Annotated in this window: 12 protein-coding genes; all 12 read right to left on the bottom strand. The window is 72.4% G+C overall.

What is annotated here, in order from left to right:
• Positions 1-45: 45 nt before the first annotated feature.
• The gene (locus ACYQ8Q_RS31700) at positions 46-273 is read right to left on the bottom strand and encodes a hypothetical protein (protein WP_460069756.1); all 228 of its coding nucleotides are present in this window, start codon (positions 271-273) and stop codon (positions 46-48) included.
• A gap of 199 nt (positions 274-472) precedes the next feature.
• On the bottom strand, positions 473-1063 hold the full coding sequence (locus ACYQ8Q_RS31695) for a hypothetical protein (protein WP_460069754.1): 591 nt from the start codon (positions 1061-1063) through the stop codon (positions 473-475).
• A 36-nt stretch (positions 1064-1099) separates the two neighbouring features.
• Positions 1100-1675: a GNAT family N-acetyltransferase gene (locus tag ACYQ8Q_RS31690; RefSeq protein WP_460069752.1), complete on the bottom strand. Its 576-nt coding sequence runs from the start codon at positions 1673-1675 to the stop codon at positions 1100-1102.
• On the bottom strand, positions 1653-3881 hold the full coding sequence (locus tag ACYQ8Q_RS31685) for an MMPL family transporter (RefSeq protein ID WP_460069750.1): 2229 nt from the start codon (positions 3879-3881) through the stop codon (positions 1653-1655). Before ACYQ8Q_RS31685 ends, ACYQ8Q_RS31690 begins: the two co-directional genes overlap by 23 nt.
• A gap of 176 nt (positions 3882-4057) precedes the next feature.
• Positions 4058-4699, bottom strand: a complete 642-nt coding sequence (locus ACYQ8Q_RS31680) for a hypothetical protein (protein ID WP_460069749.1) — start codon at positions 4697-4699, stop codon at positions 4058-4060.
• Positions 4700-4784: 85 nt separating this feature from the next.
• A complete protein-coding gene (gatB, locus tag ACYQ8Q_RS31675) occupies positions 4785-6299 on the bottom strand; it encodes an Asp-tRNA(Asn)/Glu-tRNA(Gln) amidotransferase subunit GatB (protein WP_460069747.1) in 1515 nt (504 codons plus the stop codon).
• 15 nt (positions 6300-6314) lie between these two features.
• A complete protein-coding gene (locus ACYQ8Q_RS31670; protein WP_067008367.1) occupies positions 6315-6554 on the bottom strand; it encodes a hypothetical protein in 240 nt (79 codons plus the stop codon).
• Positions 6551-8053 (bottom strand): Asp-tRNA(Asn)/Glu-tRNA(Gln) amidotransferase subunit GatA, encoded by a 1503-nt coding sequence (gene gatA, locus ACYQ8Q_RS31665; protein WP_460069745.1) that lies wholly within the window; start codon positions 8051-8053, stop codon positions 6551-6553. The genes ACYQ8Q_RS31670 and gatA overlap by 4 nt, the downstream gene beginning before the upstream one ends.
• A 5-nt stretch (positions 8054-8058) precedes the next feature.
• Positions 8059-8355, bottom strand: a complete 297-nt coding sequence (gene gatC, locus ACYQ8Q_RS31660) for an Asp-tRNA(Asn)/Glu-tRNA(Gln) amidotransferase subunit GatC (protein ID WP_018531282.1) — start codon at positions 8353-8355, stop codon at positions 8059-8061.
• A gap of 97 nt (positions 8356-8452) precedes the next feature.
• Positions 8453-10549 carry a putative bifunctional diguanylate cyclase/phosphodiesterase gene (locus ACYQ8Q_RS31655; RefSeq protein WP_460073574.1) on the bottom strand — a complete coding sequence of 699 codons (2097 nt, stop codon included), beginning with the start codon at positions 10547-10549 and terminating at the stop codon, positions 8453-8455.
• Positions 10550-11584: 1035 nt separating this feature from the next.
• Positions 11585-13789, bottom strand: coding sequence for an NAD-dependent DNA ligase LigA (gene ligA, locus ACYQ8Q_RS31650; protein ID WP_460069742.1), 2205 nt, complete (start codon positions 13787-13789; stop codon positions 11585-11587).
• Positions 13790-13804: 15 nt separating this feature from the next.
• Positions 13805-14806: a methionine synthase gene (locus tag ACYQ8Q_RS31645; RefSeq protein ID WP_460069740.1), complete on the bottom strand. Its 1002-nt coding sequence runs from the start codon at positions 14804-14806 to the stop codon at positions 13805-13807.
• Positions 14807-14814: the final 8 nt, after the last annotated feature.

Genomic DNA, 14814 nt, shown 5'->3' with positions numbered 1-14814 from the left:
GGCGGCCGACCCCTGTGCGGCCGCCCTCCGGCCGGGCCCCGGCGGTCATGCCGGGCGGGCGGACCGGGGTACGCGGGGCCGGTCGGCAGGGGAGCCGCCGTCGGCTTCGCCCTTGCGGCCGTCCCGGGCGGCACGGGCCGCACGCCCGGTGCGCTCGGCGGCCGCGCGGCGGGCGGCGCGACGGCCGCGGACGGCCTCGCGGGCCAGCCGCTCGTGCGCGGCCCGGCGCAGCAGCTCGGCGGCACGGGCCTGCTGGATCTCGTACTCGAACATGGTGGTTCCCCCTCGGGACGGCGGGCCGGCGCAGTGCCTGCCGCGCTGCCTCAACCCTCGTCGCCGAGGGGGGTCCGTCACATCGGGAGAGTGCCGCATCTTCGGCCGTGGGCGGGGGCCTTAGACATGCGTGAGGGGCCTCAGGGCCGCCGTAAGGTGCTTACGGCGGCCCTGAGGCCCCTCGTGACGTGCGCGGGACTCAGCTCGCGGACGGCAGGCCGAGGAGGGCGTCGGTGTACTTGAGGACGGCCAGCAGGAGGCCGACCACACCGAGCACCACGCCGGCCCAGGAGACCGACTTGATCCAGGGGGCCTGCGGGCCGGCGTTGCCGAACGCGGGGCGCGCCAGCACGACGACACCGACGACCAGGGCGGTCAGCGCGAACAGACCGGCCCACAGGGCGGTGGTCTGCCAGGCGTCGCCGTAGACGGCCTGGATCTGCTTGGCGACGGTCGCGCTCGACGAGGTCTGGAGCTGGCCGACCAGAGTCTGGCGGGCGCCCGCGATCGTGCCGATCCAGCTGCCGCTGAGCGACACGAAGCCGAGCACGGCGGCGACGACGGCGCCCGCGCCCTGGCCGACGCCGGGGGCGCTCTCCTTGGCGACGGCGTCGTCCAGGTCCAGGTCGGCGTCCAGGTCGGCGTCCGGGTCGGCGTCGAGGCCGTCCTCGAGGACCTCGTTGTCGTCCGTGCCGTCCGTGCCGGTCTCGGTCACGTCGTCGGACGTGTCGGTCTTGGTGAGGTCCGCCGTCTGCTCGTCGGCGGCCTCGTCAACAGTCTTGGTTCCCATAACCTCGCACCGTACGGACGCTCTCTGAGAGGTCCCTTAATGATCGTTGTGAGCGGCGGGCGCATGTGCCGCGCGCCACTCCCGGGCCAGCACGGACCACACTTCGAGGTCGTGCCGCACCCCACGATAGGGGTAGGCCTCACGGCGGACTCCGTCGCGGGTGAACCCGAGCCGCCGGGCCACGTCCAGGCTCTTGGTGTTGCCGGCCGAGGCGACCCACTCGACGCGCTGGATCCCGCGCCGCCCGACGGCGAAGTCGATCAGTGTCCGCATGGCCCGGGTGACCAGGCCGCGCCCGGTGCCTGCGGGCTCCAGCCAGCAGCCGACCTCGCAGTTCCCGCTCTCCGCGTCGAAGTTCAGGAACAGCACCCCGCCGACGAGCTTCCCCTCCAGCCAGAGTCCGTGCAGGGATCCGGTGTCGGCGGCGCGCAGGTCGGCGTACCGCTGGAGCACCTCGCGCGCACCGGCGGCGTCGGTGGCCTGCGAGCCGAAGGGGACGTACTCGTTGATGAACGCGCGGCCGCGCTCCAGGTGCGCGAGGAACTCCTCGGCGTGCCAGGGTTCCAGCGGCCGCAGTTCGGCTCCGTCGTCACCCAGCGATATCGCGTACATCCGGCTCCCGCTCCCTCTCCAGCGCCTCGACCACCTCGGTGAGCCTCTCATGGGCGGCCCGGCACTCGGGCGGTTCGATGCTGATGCGGGGCAGGCAGCGGTCGAGCCGGCGCGGCAGCCACCAGTTGGCGCCGCCGAGCAGATGCATCAGCGCGGGCACCAGCAGGGTGCGCAGGACGAAGGCGTCCAGGGCGACGGCGGCGGCGAGCGCGATGCCGAACATGGCGATCACCCGGTCGCCGCTGAGGACGAACGCGAGGAACACCGAGATCATGATGACCGCCGCCGAGTTGATCACGCGGCTGGTCTCGGCGAGGCCGACCCGTACGGCCCGCCGGTTGTCGCCGGTCTCCAGCCACTCCTCGTACATCCGGCTGACCAGGAACACCTGGTAGTCCATGGAGAGGCCGAAGAGGACCGACACCATGATGACCGGGAGGAAGGGCTCGATCGGCCCGGCCCGGCCGAGGCCGAGCAGCTCGCTGCCCCAGCCCCACTGGAAGATCGCGACGACCACCCCGAAGGCGGCGGCGACGGCGGCGACGTTCATCACGGCGGCCTTGAGCGGGATGCCGACGGACCGGAAGGCGAGCAGGAGCAGCAGACAGCCGAGGCTGATCACGACGCCGACGAAGAGCGGCAGTTTGCCGACGATGACCCCGGCGAAGTCGTCGTAGCCCGCCGTGACCCCGCCCACCTGGACGTCGAGGGAGGTCCCGGCCTCGCCCCGGGGCAGCACCTCCTCGCGCAGCCGGTCGACCAGCTCGCTGGTGTTCCTGGACTGCGGGGAGGACTCCGGTACGACGGTGAGATACGCGAGGTGTCCGCCGGAGTCGAACGTCACCGGGGTCACCGAGGCCACGCCTTCGGTGGCGCGCAGGGCGGTGTCGAGGTTGTCGAGGGCGAGTCTGTCCTCGGCGCCGTCGACGCGGGTCACCAGGGTCAGCGGGCCGTTCACCCCGGCGCCGAAACCGTCGGCGAGGAGGTCGTAGGCCTGGCGGGTGGTGGAGGTCTTGGGGCCGTTGCCCTGGTCGGAGGTGCCGAGGCGCAGGGAGAAGGTCGGCAGGGCGAGGACGGCGATGACGACGACCGCGAGCGAGCCGAGGAGCTTGGGGTGGCGCTCGACGAACGCCGACCAGCGGGCGGCGAACCCGGTGGGCAGCTCCGGCTCGGGTCCGTGTTCGGCGAGCCGGCGGCGTTCGCGGCGGCTGAGGGCCCGCGGGCCGATCCAGGCCAGCAGGGCGGGCAGCAGGGTCACGGAGGCGGCGACCGTGAGGACGACGGTCAGGGAGGCGGCTATCGCGACGCCGTTGAGGAAGTTCAGGCGCAGGATCAGCATCCCCAGCAGGGCTATGCAGACCGTGGCGCCCGCGAAGACGACCGCACGTCCGGTCGTCGCGACGGCGTTGGTGGCGGCCTCGCCGACCGTGAGGCCCCGTTTCAGGCCGCGCCGGTGGCGGGTCACGATGAACAGCGCGTAGTCGATGCCGACGCCGAGGCCGACCAGCATGCCGAGCATCGGTGCGAAGTCGGCGACGGTCATGGCGTGCCCGAGGAGCTGGATGCCGGCGTAGGCGGTGCCGACGCCGACCAGGGCGGTGGCTATGGGCAGCAGGGAGGCGGCGAGCGAGCCGAAGGCGAGGAACAGCACGACGGCGGCCACGGCGACGCCGACGATCTCGGCGAGGTGTCCGCCGGAGGACTCGGTGAGGGCGATCGCACTGCCGCCCAGCTCGACCTGGAGTCCGTCGCTCTCGGCGGCCTTGGCGGCCTTGACGACGGCCTGTGCCTCGGACGCGCCGATGTCCTCGGCGCGGTCGGCGAAGGTGACGGTGGCGTACGCCGTGTGCCCGTCCTTGCTGATCTGCGCGGCGCCCTGCTCGCCGTAGGGTCCGGCCACGGAGGCGACCCCGGGCAGGTCGGCGATCCTGTCCAGCGCGCGGGTCATGGTCTGTTCGACGTCGGCGGCGCGGACGGTGCCCGAGGAGGTGTGCCAGACGACGGTGTCGCTGTCGCCGCCCAGGGTGGGGAACCCCTCGGCGAGCAGTTGCGTGGCGCGGCCGGACTCGGTGCCGGGGACCTCGTAGTCGTTGGAGTAGGCGGAGCCGGTGGCGACGGCGGCGGTGGCCGTGCCGACGAGAGCGAGAAGCCAGAGCACCACCGTGACGAGGCGGTTGCGTACACACCAACGTGCGAGGGCTGCCACTGACGTGCTCCCGGGGTGAATTGTGGATCTTTGACCGGGAAACAGCCCGCAAAGAACGTATGAGCAATGCGAGGCCACTCTTGCAGGCGGTGAAGATCCTTTGATGCGTTCGTGTGTCTTTTCACAAGAGTGGGAGGCAGATCACAGGACAATAACGACGGCGGTGTCAGGGCACGTCAGTCGGCCTGGTCGCCGAACGCCATCATGATCACCCCGGCGATCAGCAGCCACAGGGCGCGCCGCGTACGGCCCCGGGCGCCCAGGAGGCCCGCGACGGCGCAGACGACCGCGCCCAGGGCGTAGGCGGCCGGGACGAAGGCCGGGGCGGTGCCGCCGAGGCGCATCAGGGACGCGGCGAGGCCGGCGAGGGTGAGCAGGGCCCCGGTCGCGGTCGCCGTCCAGCGGGCCCGCCGGGCGTCCTCGTAGTCGTAGTCGTAGTCCTCGTCGGAGTCGTCCTCGTCGGTGTCGTCGGCGCCGAGGTCGTCGGAGTCGGCGTCGAGGGCGTCTGCACCGGCGTCGGTCGCCTGATCGGAATCGTCGGCGTCGGCGTCGGTCGCCTGATCGGGATCGTCGGCGTCGGCGTCGGCGTCGGCGTCGGTCGCCTGATCGGGATCGTCGGCGTCGGCGTCGGCGTCGGCGTCGGTCGCCTGATCGGGATCGTCGGCGTCGGCGTCGGCGTCGGCGTCGGTCGCCTGATCGGGATCGTCGGAGCCGGTCGTCTTGTCCATGTCACCCGTGACGTCCGCGTCACCCGCGTCGTCCTTGGCATCGGCGGCGTCTATGTCGCCCTGTGGCTCTGAGTCGGTTCGTGCACTCATGGCGCGCGAGCGTAGCGCTTCAGGCTGAGAGCGGGAGAGGGGGTGCGCCCTGAGCGGACGCACCCCCTCTCCCGGTTACCCGAGGTCAGCCCTCGCTGACCCCCAGCTTCTCCAGGATCAGCTCCTTGACGCGGGCCGCGTCGGCCTGCCCGCGCGTGGCCTTCATCACGGCGCCGACCAGGGCACCGGCCGCGGCCACCTTGCCACCGCGGATCTTGTCGGCGATGCCCGGGTTGCCGGCGATGGCCTCCTCGACGGCGGTGGTCAGCGCGCCCTCGTCGGAGACGACCTTCAGCCCGCGCTGGTCGACGACCTCGTCCGGGGTGCCCTCGCCCGCGAGGACGCCCTCGATGACCTGCCGGGCCAGCTTGTCGTTCAGGTCGCCCTTGGAGACCAGCTCGGTGACCCGGGCGACCTGCTCCGGCGTGATGGCCAGCTCGTCCAGGGACGTGCCCGACTCGTTGGCGCTGCGCGCCAGCTCGCCCATCCACCACTTGCGGGCGGAGGCCGCGTCGGCACCGGCGTCGATCGTGGCGACGATCTTGTCCAGGGCGCCGGCGTTGAGGATCGCCTGCATGTCGGTGGCGGAGATGCCCCACTCGGCGAGCAGCCGGGTACGGCGGACCAGCGGCAGTTCGGGGAGGGCCGCCCGGATCTCCTCGACCCACTCGCGCGAGGGGGCCACCGGCACCAGGTCCGGCTCGGGGAAGTACCGGTAGTCCTCGGCCTCCTCCTTCACCCGGCCCGAGGTCGTCGACCCGGTGTCCTCGTGGAAGTGGCGGGTCTCCTGGATGATCGTCCCGCCGCCGTCGAGGACGGCCGCGTGCCGCCGGATCTCGAAGCGGGCCGCGCGCTCCACGGACCGCAGCGAGTTCACGTTCTTCGTCTCGGAGCGCGTGCCGAACTTCTCGCTGCCCTTGGGCATCAGCGAGAGGTTCACGTCACAGCGCATCTGCCCCATCTCCATGCGGGCTTCCGACACGCCGAGCGCCTTGATGACCTCGCGCAGCTCACGGACGTAGGCCCGGGCCACCTCGGGGGCACGCTCGCCGGCGCCGACGATCGGCTTGGTGACGATCTCGATCAGCGGGATGCCGGCGCGGTTGTAGTCGAGCAGCGAGTGCGAGGCGCCGTGGATCCGGCCGGTCGCGCCGCCCACGTGGGTCGACTTGCCGGTGTCCTCCTCCATGTGGGCGCGCTCGATCTCCACGCGGAAGACCTCGCCGTCCTCCAGCTGGACGTCGAGGTAGCCGTTGAAGGCGATCGGCTCGTCGTACTGGGAGGTCTGGAAGTTCTTCGGCATGTCCGGATAGAAGTAGTTCTTCCGGGCGAAGCGGCACCACTCGGCGATCTCGCAGTTCAGCGCGAGACCGATCCTGATCGCGGACTCGACGCCGGTCGCGTTGACGACCGGGAGCGAGCCGGGCAGGCCGAGGCAGATGGGGCAGGTCTGCGTGTTGGCGTCCTGACCGAGCTCGGTCGAGCAGCCGCAGAACATCTTGGTCTTGGTGCCGAGTTCGACATGGACCTCGAGGCCCATGACGGGGTCGTACGACGCCAGCGCGTCCTCGTACGACACCAGGTCGGTCGTGGTGGTCACGGTGAAACTTCCCTCTCAGCCCAGCAGGACGTCGTCGTCGCCCAGCCGCTTCAGCTCGCGGTACAGGATGGCGAGACCGGTGACGATCGCGACCGCGGAGACGGTCGCGTCGATGAGCCGCAGCGTGTCGTGCTCGGCGCGGGCCTTCTTGATCTGCTTGGCCACGCCGATCGCGCCGAAGGCCGTGCCGGCCATCGACAGGTACGTACCGGACTTGGACTTCTTGAAGCCCTTGGCCTTGTTCAGTGCACTCACAGCGACGGAGCCTCCTCGAGGAGCGGGTGACCCCACTTTTCCACGAAGGCGGCCTCGACGGCGGCGCCGACCTTGTACAGCCGGTCGTCCTTCAGCGCCGGGGCGATGATCTGGAGACCGACCGGGAGGTTGTCCTCCGGGGCGAGACCGCACGGCAGCGACATGGCCGCGTTGCCCGCGAGGTTGGTCGGGATGGTGCACAGGTCGGCCAGGTACATCGCCATCGGGTCGTCGGCGCGCTCGCCGATCGGGAAGGCGGTGGTGGGCGTGGTCGGCGAGACGATCACGTCGACCTGCTCGAAGGCCTTCTCGAAGTCGCGCGTGATGAGCGTGCGGACCTTCTGGGCGGAGCCGTAGTACGCGTCGTAGTAGCCGGAGCTGAGCGCGTACGTGCCGAGCATGATCCGGCGCTTGACCTCGGGCCCGAAGCCCTCCGCCCGGGTGAGGGAGGTGACCTCCTCGGCCGAGTGGGTGCCGTCGTCGCCCGTACGGAGCCCGTAGCGCAGCCCGTCGAAGCGGGCGAGGTTGCTGGAGCACTCGGACGGCGCGATGAGGTAGTACGCCGACAGGGCGAGGTCGAAGGACGGGCAGTCCAGCTCGACGATCTCGGCGCCCAGGTCCTTCAGCAGCGCGACGGACTCGTCGAACCGCTGGATGACCCCGGCCTGGTAGCCCTCGCCGCGGAACTGCTTGACGACGCCGACGCGCATGCCCTCGACGCTGCCGTTGCGGGCGGCCTCGACGACCGGCGGGACCGGGGTGTCGATCGAGGTGGAGTCGAGCGGGTCGTGCCCGGCGATCACCTCGTGCAGCAGCGCCGCGTCCAGGACCGTACGGGCGCAGGGCCCGCCCTGGTCGAGGGAGGAGGAGAAGGCCACCATGCCGTAGCGCGAGACGGCTCCGTACGTCGGCTTCACGCCGACCGTGCCGGTGACGGCGGCCGGCTGGCGGATGGAGCCGCCGGTGTCGGTGCCGATGGCGAGGGGCGCCTGGAAGGAGGCGAGCGCGGCGGAGGAGCCGCCGCCGGAGCCACCGGGGATCCTGGTGAGGTCCCAGGGGTTGCCGGTCGGCCCGTAGGCGCTGTTCTCGGTGGAGGACCCCATGGCGAACTCGTCCATGTTGGTCTTGCCGAGGATGACGACGTCGGCGGCCTTCAGCTTCTTGGTGAGGGTCGCGTCGTACGGCGGGATCCACCCCTCGAGGATCTTCGAACCCACGGTCGTGGGGACGCCCTCGGTGGTGAAGATGTCCTTGAGCGCGAGCGGGACGCCGGCCAGCGGGCCGAGCTTCTCCCCGCGCTCCCGCTTCTCGTCCACGGCACGGGCCTGGGCGAGGGCGCCCTCGCGGTCGACGTACAGGAAGGCGTGGACCTTCTCGTCGACGGCCTCGATGCGGGCCAGGTGGGCCTCGGCGACCTGGACGGCGGTGAGCTCGCCGGAGGCGATCTTCGCGGCCGTCTCGGCGGCGGTGAGCTTGATGATGGTGACGTTGTCCGTCATGGCGATTAGTCCTCCCCCAGGATCTGCGGCACCTTGAAACGCTGCTGCTCCTGGGCCGGGGCGCCGGAGAGCGCCTGCTCGGGGGTGAGCGACGGACGGACCTCGTCCGCCCGCATGACGTTGGTCAGCGGGAGCGGGTGCGAGGTCGGCGGTACGTCTTGGTCGGCGACCTCGCTGACGCGGGCGACCGCGCCGATGATGTCGTCCAGCTGTCCCGCGAAGTGGTCGAGCTCTTCGGGCTTCAGCTCCAGACGCGCCAGCCGGGCGAGGTGGGCGACCTCCTCGCGCGTGATGCCAGGCATGCAGCGTTCCTCTGGGGTGAGTGAAATGTGATGTGGGGCCAATCCTAGGGGGCGGCGGCCCGTGGCCGTGAAACGGTTTGCCTACGCGGCGGGTGGGCTAGTCGTCGGTGGCGGCCGCCGGGAGCGCCGCCGCCGGTCGCTGCCACCCACGGGACCCCCGCGCCCGCAGCCACGCCGTCGTCTCCTCGGGAGGCATCGCCGCGGCCACCAGCCACCCCTGCACCGCGTCACAGCCCAGATCCCGCAGCCGTTCCCAGGTCTCGTCGTCCTCGACGCCCTCCGCGACCACCAGCAGCCCCAGGGAATGCGCGAGGTCGACCGTGCAGCGCACGATCTCCGCGTCCTCGGCGTCCACCGCCAGCCGCGCCACGAAGGAGCGGTCGATCTTCAGCTCGCTGACCGGCAGCCGCCGTAGATGCACCAGCGAGGAGTACCCGGTCCCGAAGTCGTCCAGGGACATCTTCACGCCGTGCCCGGTCAGCCCGTTCAGCGTGTCCGCCGCCCGCTGCGGGTCCTCCAGCAGGACGTGCTCCGTTATCTCCAGTTGGAGCGCTCCCGCGGGCACTCCGTGCCGGGCCAGCCGCGCGGCGACGGACCCGGCGAACCCGGGCGTGTGGACGTCACGCGGCGAGACGTTCACCGCGACCGGCACGAACAGCCCCTGCGCCCGCCACCGGGCGACCTGACCGAGCGCCGTCTCCAGCACGTACTCCGTGAGGTGCGGCATCAGCCCGGAGGACTCGGCGATCGCTATGAACTCGTCCGGCGGCACCTTCCCCCGCTCCGGATGCACCCACCGCACCAGCGCCTCAAGACCGGCCACCTGCCCGTCGAAGCGGACCTTCGGCTGGTAGTGCAGCTGCACCTCGTGCGCGTCCAGCGCCCGCCGCAGATCGCCCAGCAGCCCGAGCCGGTCGGGGGTGTTGGAGTCCCGCTTGGACTCGTACACCTCGACGCCCGTACGGTCCCGCTTGGCCTGGTACATCGCCACGTCGGCCCGGCGCAGCATGCCCTCCGCGTCGAGGGCGTGGTCGGGGAAGACGGCGACGCCCGCGCTGGCCTCCAGGACGAGGGTGAGCCCGTCGAGGTCGAGCGGCGAGCTGAGGGCGGCGACCAGCGCGCGGGCGACCCGGGAGGCGGAGGTCGTGGAGTCGGCGACCGGGAGCAGGACGGCGAACTCGTCCCCGCCGAGCCGTGCCACCTCCGCCCCGCGCGGAAGGGCCACCCGAAGCCGGTCGGCCGTCTGGAGGAGGAGCCGGTCACCGGCGAGATGCCCGAGGGTGTCGTTGACCGAACGGAAGCGGTCGAGGTCGATCAGCATCAGGGCGGACCGGGCGCCGATGCGTTCGGCGTCGTCCAGGGCGGTCCAGATGCGTTCCAGCAGCCACTGCCGGTTGGGCAGTCCGGTCAGCGGGTCGCGCAACTGCTCCTCGGCGCGGGCCCGGGCCATCCAGAGCGTGGAGTCGAGGGCGACGAGCGGGATCGCGAACAGGGGCAGCAGGATCGGTTTGGCAATGGCGACCACGCAGACCAGGGGCGCGATGCCGAGCAGCGCCACTGCGACCAGGCTCTGTCTGACGAGGGCGGTGCGGGCGACCGTGGGCAGTCCGCCGGAGCGGGGGGCGTGCAGGTACCAGAGCAGGACGCGGGTGACGGAGAGATAGGCGACGGCCACCAGGGCCACCTGGGGGCCGGTGTAGACGGTCCAGCCGTCCGGGTACCAGGGGTGTTCCACGGACGGCACCCGTCCGCAGGCGGCCAGCAGCAGGGCGCCCGCGCCTATGCCGAGGATGTCCACCGCGCCGTGCAGGACGCCCTGCCGCCAGCGGTGGCGCCTGGCTATGCCGACCAGGACGACGACGGTGAGGCTGACCAGACCGGCGGGGACCCAGCCGTACAGCAGCAGCACGGCGAGGGTGAGGGCGGCGCCGGAGCCGGTGCCGCCCCACCAGCGGGCCCGCCCGAGCATGACGAGGTGGCCGACGATGACGCCGGTCAGCAGGGCCAGCGCCCAGCCGGCCGTACCGGACGGGAAGAGGGCGTGGTTGCCGGTGAAGGCACGGTAGAAGCCGGCGCCGAGGGCGAAGGCGGCCGCGCCGACGACGGCGGCGGGCAGCGCGGGCCAGGACAGCTGCCGGTCGGGTTCGGCACCGGGCAGTCCCGAGCTCGCGGACAGCGCCGAGGTGCCGGGCAGGGCGGACGTCCCGGAGAAGACGGAGGCCCCGGCCGGACCCGGGGACCCGATCAGGCGGGCCGCGCCGGGCGGCACCGAGGGCCGGGTCGGGAGGGCGGATCCGGGCAACGCCGAGCGCCGGAGCCGCCCGGCGGGTCCGGTCGGCCCGGCGGGTCCGGGCGCGGCGGCAGAACCGGGCGGCCCGGCGGAGAGTCCAGGCACGGCCGCGGATCCCGACGGCCCAGCGGAATGTCCAGGCACGGCCAGGGATCCCGGCGACCCGGCGAAATGTCCAGGCACAGCCGCGGATCCCGACGGCCCGGCGAAATGTCCAGGCACGGCGGCAGAACCGGGCGCGGCGGCGAGTCCCGGCGGCCCGGCGGAGAGTCCGGGCGCGGCGACGGGTCCGGACTGCACGGCGGAATGTCCAGGCACGGCAGCAGAACCAGGCAGCCCGGCGGACAGGCCAGGCACGGCAGCAGAACCGGGCGGCTCGGCGGACAGGCCAGGCGCGGCGGCAGGACCGGGCGCGGGGGCGGGTCCGGGGGGCGCGGTGGGTGGTGGCGGGCTGGCCGCGGGTCCGGGCGGTGGCGTCGACGGCAGGGCGGAGGAGGGCTCGGCGGGAGGTCCCGTGGGGGCGCGAAGGTCGGGAGCGGTGCGCGGGGGCTGTGCCTGAGCGCCCGGATGCCGCCCGGAGCGCCCCGCCCAGCGGCTCCCCCACCTGACGCCGACGCCCCGGAGCCGGCGCAGCCGGGAGTCCGGGGCGGCGCTCTCGGTCGGTTCCATTCCCGTCCCTCTCACAACCGGCGGTGCCCACGCCACGCGGCCCGCTGCCCGACAGCCCATGGGCGGCGCCGCGTTGGAAAACCCGTCCCCCCGCCCTTCAGGAGCGAGGAGATGCCCCGACCGCAGCTGGGCACGGCAGGCGCACATCTCAACAGTAGGCCGCGGAAGGCGTCCACGGGCAGCGGTCTTCGACGGTTGCCCGAATGCGCCCCGGCCACCCGTATGCATCTGGTATGCGCCGATCGGGTGGCCTTCAACCGCCGGTTCGGGCTACTCCTCGGCCGACTCCGGAGCCGCGAGGGCGACTTCGGCGGCCGCGTCCGGGCCCTGTCCGAGCAGGACGGTGAAGCCGTCCTCGTCCAGCACGGGCACCTTCAGCTGCATCGCCTTGTCGTACTTGGACCCGGGGTTGTCGCCCACGACGACGAACGAGGTCTTCTTGGAGACCGAACCGGTGACCTTCGCGCCCCGGCTCTGCAGCGCGTCCTTGGCGCCGTCGCGGGTGAAGTGTTCGAGCGTGCCGGTGACGACGACGGTGAGGCCTTCGAGGGGGCGGGGTCCCTCGTCCTCGCCGGAGCCCTCCTCCTCCATGCGGACCCCGGCGGCCTTCCACTTGCGGATGATCTCCTGGTGCCAGTCCTCGGCGAACCACTCCTTGAGCGAGGCCGCGATGATCGCGCCCACGCCGTCGGTGGCCGCCAGCTCCTCCTCGCTGGCCTGCTCGATGCGGTCGATGGAGCGGAACTCGCGCGCGAGCGCCTCGGCCGCGACCGGGCCCACATGACGGATCGACAGTCCGGTGAGGACGCGGGCGAGCGGGCGGTCCTTGGCGGCGGCGATGTTCTCCAGCATCGACAACGCGTTCTTCCGGGCCTCGCCCAGCTGGTTGGCGAAGACGGTGGCGATCTTCTCCTCGCCGGTCTTCGGGTCGCGCTTGGGCAGCCCGCTGTCCTGGTCGAGGACGTACGCCTTGATGGGCAGCAGCTGCTCGATGGTGAGGTCGAAGAGGTCGCCCTCGTCGAGCAGCGGCGGGTCGGCGGGCTCCAGCGGCTTGGTGAGGGCGGCCGCCGCCACGTACCCGAACTGCTCGATGTCGAGCGCCTTGCGTCCCGCGAGGTAGAACAGCCGCTCGCGCAACTGGGCCGGGCAGGTGCGGGCGTTGGGGCAGCGCAGGTCGATGTCGCCCTCCTTCATCGGCCTGAGCGGCGTACCGCACTCCGGGCACTCGGCCGGCATCACGAACTCCCGCTCGGTGCCGTCCCGCAGGTCGGCGACGGGGCCGAGGATCTCGGGGATGACGTCACCGGCCTTGCGCAGCACCACGGTGTCACCGATGAGGACGCCCTTGGCCTTGACGACCTCCTGGTTGTGCAGGGTCGCGAACTCGACCTCGGAGCCCGCCACCGTCACCGGCTCGACCTGCGCGTACGGCGTCACCCGGCCCGTACGGCCCACGCCCACGCGGATGTTGACCAGCTTGGTGTTGACCTCCTCCGGCGCGTACTTGTACGCGATGGCCCAGCGCGGGGCGCGGGCCGTGGAGCCGAGCCTGCCCTGGAGCCGGATCTCGTCGAGCTTGACGACGACCCCGTCGATCTCGTGCTCCACGGAGTGGCGGTTCTCGCCGTAGTACGCGATGAACTGCCGTACGCCGTCCAGGTCGCCGACGACCCGGTTGTGGGTGGAGGTGGGCAGGCCCCAGCCCTTGAGGAGGTCGTAGGCCTCGGAGAGGCGGTCCATGCCCTCGTAGCCCTCCAGGGCGCCGATGCCGTGGACCACCATGTGCAGCGGGCGGGTGGCGGTGACGCGCGGGTCCTTCTGGCGCAGTGAACCGGCCGCCGCGTTGCGCGGGTTGGCGAAGGGCTTGTCCCCGGCCGCGACCAGCCGGGTGTTGAGCTCCTCGAAGCCCTCCATCGGGAAGTAGACCTCGCCTCGGATCTCCACGAGCGTGGGCACGCCGTCGCCCGCCAGCCGGTCGGGGATCTCCGCGATGGTGCGCACGTTGGGCGTGATGTCCTCGCCGGTGCGGCCGTCGCCGCGGGTCGCCGCGCGCGTGAGGCGGCCGTTCTCATACGTGAGGTTGACGGCGAGGCCGTCGACCTTGAGCTCGCACAGGAAGTGGTACGCGGAGGCTCCGACGTCCTTGTGGACGCGCTCGGCCCAGGCGGCCAGCTCCAGGTCGTCGAAGGCGTTGTCCAGGGAGAGCATGCGCTCCCGGTGCTGGACGGCGGTGAAGTCCGTCTCGTACGCCCCCGCGACCTTCTGGGTCGGCGAGTCGGGCGTGCGCAGCTCGGCGTACTCCTGCTCCAGCGCCTCCAGCGCGCGCAGCAGGCGGTCGAACTCCGCGTCGCTGATGACGGGAGCGTCCTTCACGTAGTACCGGAAGCGGTGCTCCTCGATCTGCTCAGCGAGCTGCGCGTGCTGCTCCCGTGCCTCGGCGGGCACCGTCGTCTCCGCTTGCTTGTCGCCGGCCACCGTGTGGTCCTCCCGTTACTCTGGGTTGTCCGCGAGGGATCTCGCCGCCCGGACGCAGTGGGCGAGGGCCCGGCGGGCGTACGCGGGAGAGGCCCCCGCGAGTCCGCAGGCCGGTGTGAGCGTGACCGCCTCCGTGAGAAGCCCCGGTTGCAGCCCCAGCCTGCGCCACAGCGTCCGTACACCCATGACGCTACTAGCCGGGTCTGACAATGCGGCGTCCGTGCCGGGCACGACACCGGCGAAGAGCCGGGTGCCGCCCTCCACCGCCTCCCCGATCGCCTCCTCGTCACGCTCGGTGAGCAGCGAGAAGTCGAAGGAGATCCCGGCGACCCCGGCCCGGCGCAGCAGGGCGAAGGGCACGTCCGGGGCGCAGGAGTGGACCACGACGGGGCCGTCCCCGTGCACCCCGGCCACGTCCCGGAGGGTGGCCTCCACGAGCTGGCGGTCGACGGCGCGGTGGGTGCGGTAGCCGCTGGCGGTGCGCACCCGGCCGGTCAGGACGGAGGTGAGGGACGGTTCGTCGAGCTGGAGGACGAGGCGGGCGCCGGGGATGCGCCGCCGCAGTTCGGCGAGGTGCAGCCGCAGCCCCTCCGCCAGGGAGGCGGCCAGGTCGCGGCAGGCGCCCGGGTCGGAGAGGGCGGCCTCGCCGTTCCTCAGCTCCAGCGCGGCGGCGAGCGTCCAGGGGCCCACGGCCTGCACCTTCAGCGGGCCCTCGTAGTCCTGGGTGAACTCCTCGAGGGCGTCGAGGTCCTCGCCGAGCCAGGAGCGGGCCCGCTTGGTGTCGCGGCCCGGATGGTCGCCGAGCCGCCAGCCGCTGGGTTCCACGCGCGCGTACAGCTCGACGAGCATCCCCGCCGTCCGGCCGATCATGTCGGCGCCGGGACCGCGGGCCGGGAGTTCGGGCAGGAAGGGGAAGTCCTCGAAGGAGCCGGTGGCGGTCCTGGCCGCCTCCCGGGCGTCGCCGCCGGGGAGCGAGCCGACGCCGGTGGCGGGGCCGTAGGGCGAAGTTGCGTTCACGTGGGGAA

The sequence above is a fragment of the Streptomyces sp. YKOK-I1 genome (assembly GCF_054660435.1).
Note: the sequence above shows the minus strand (reverse complement) of the source record. Positions and strands in the feature narration are given on the sequence as shown.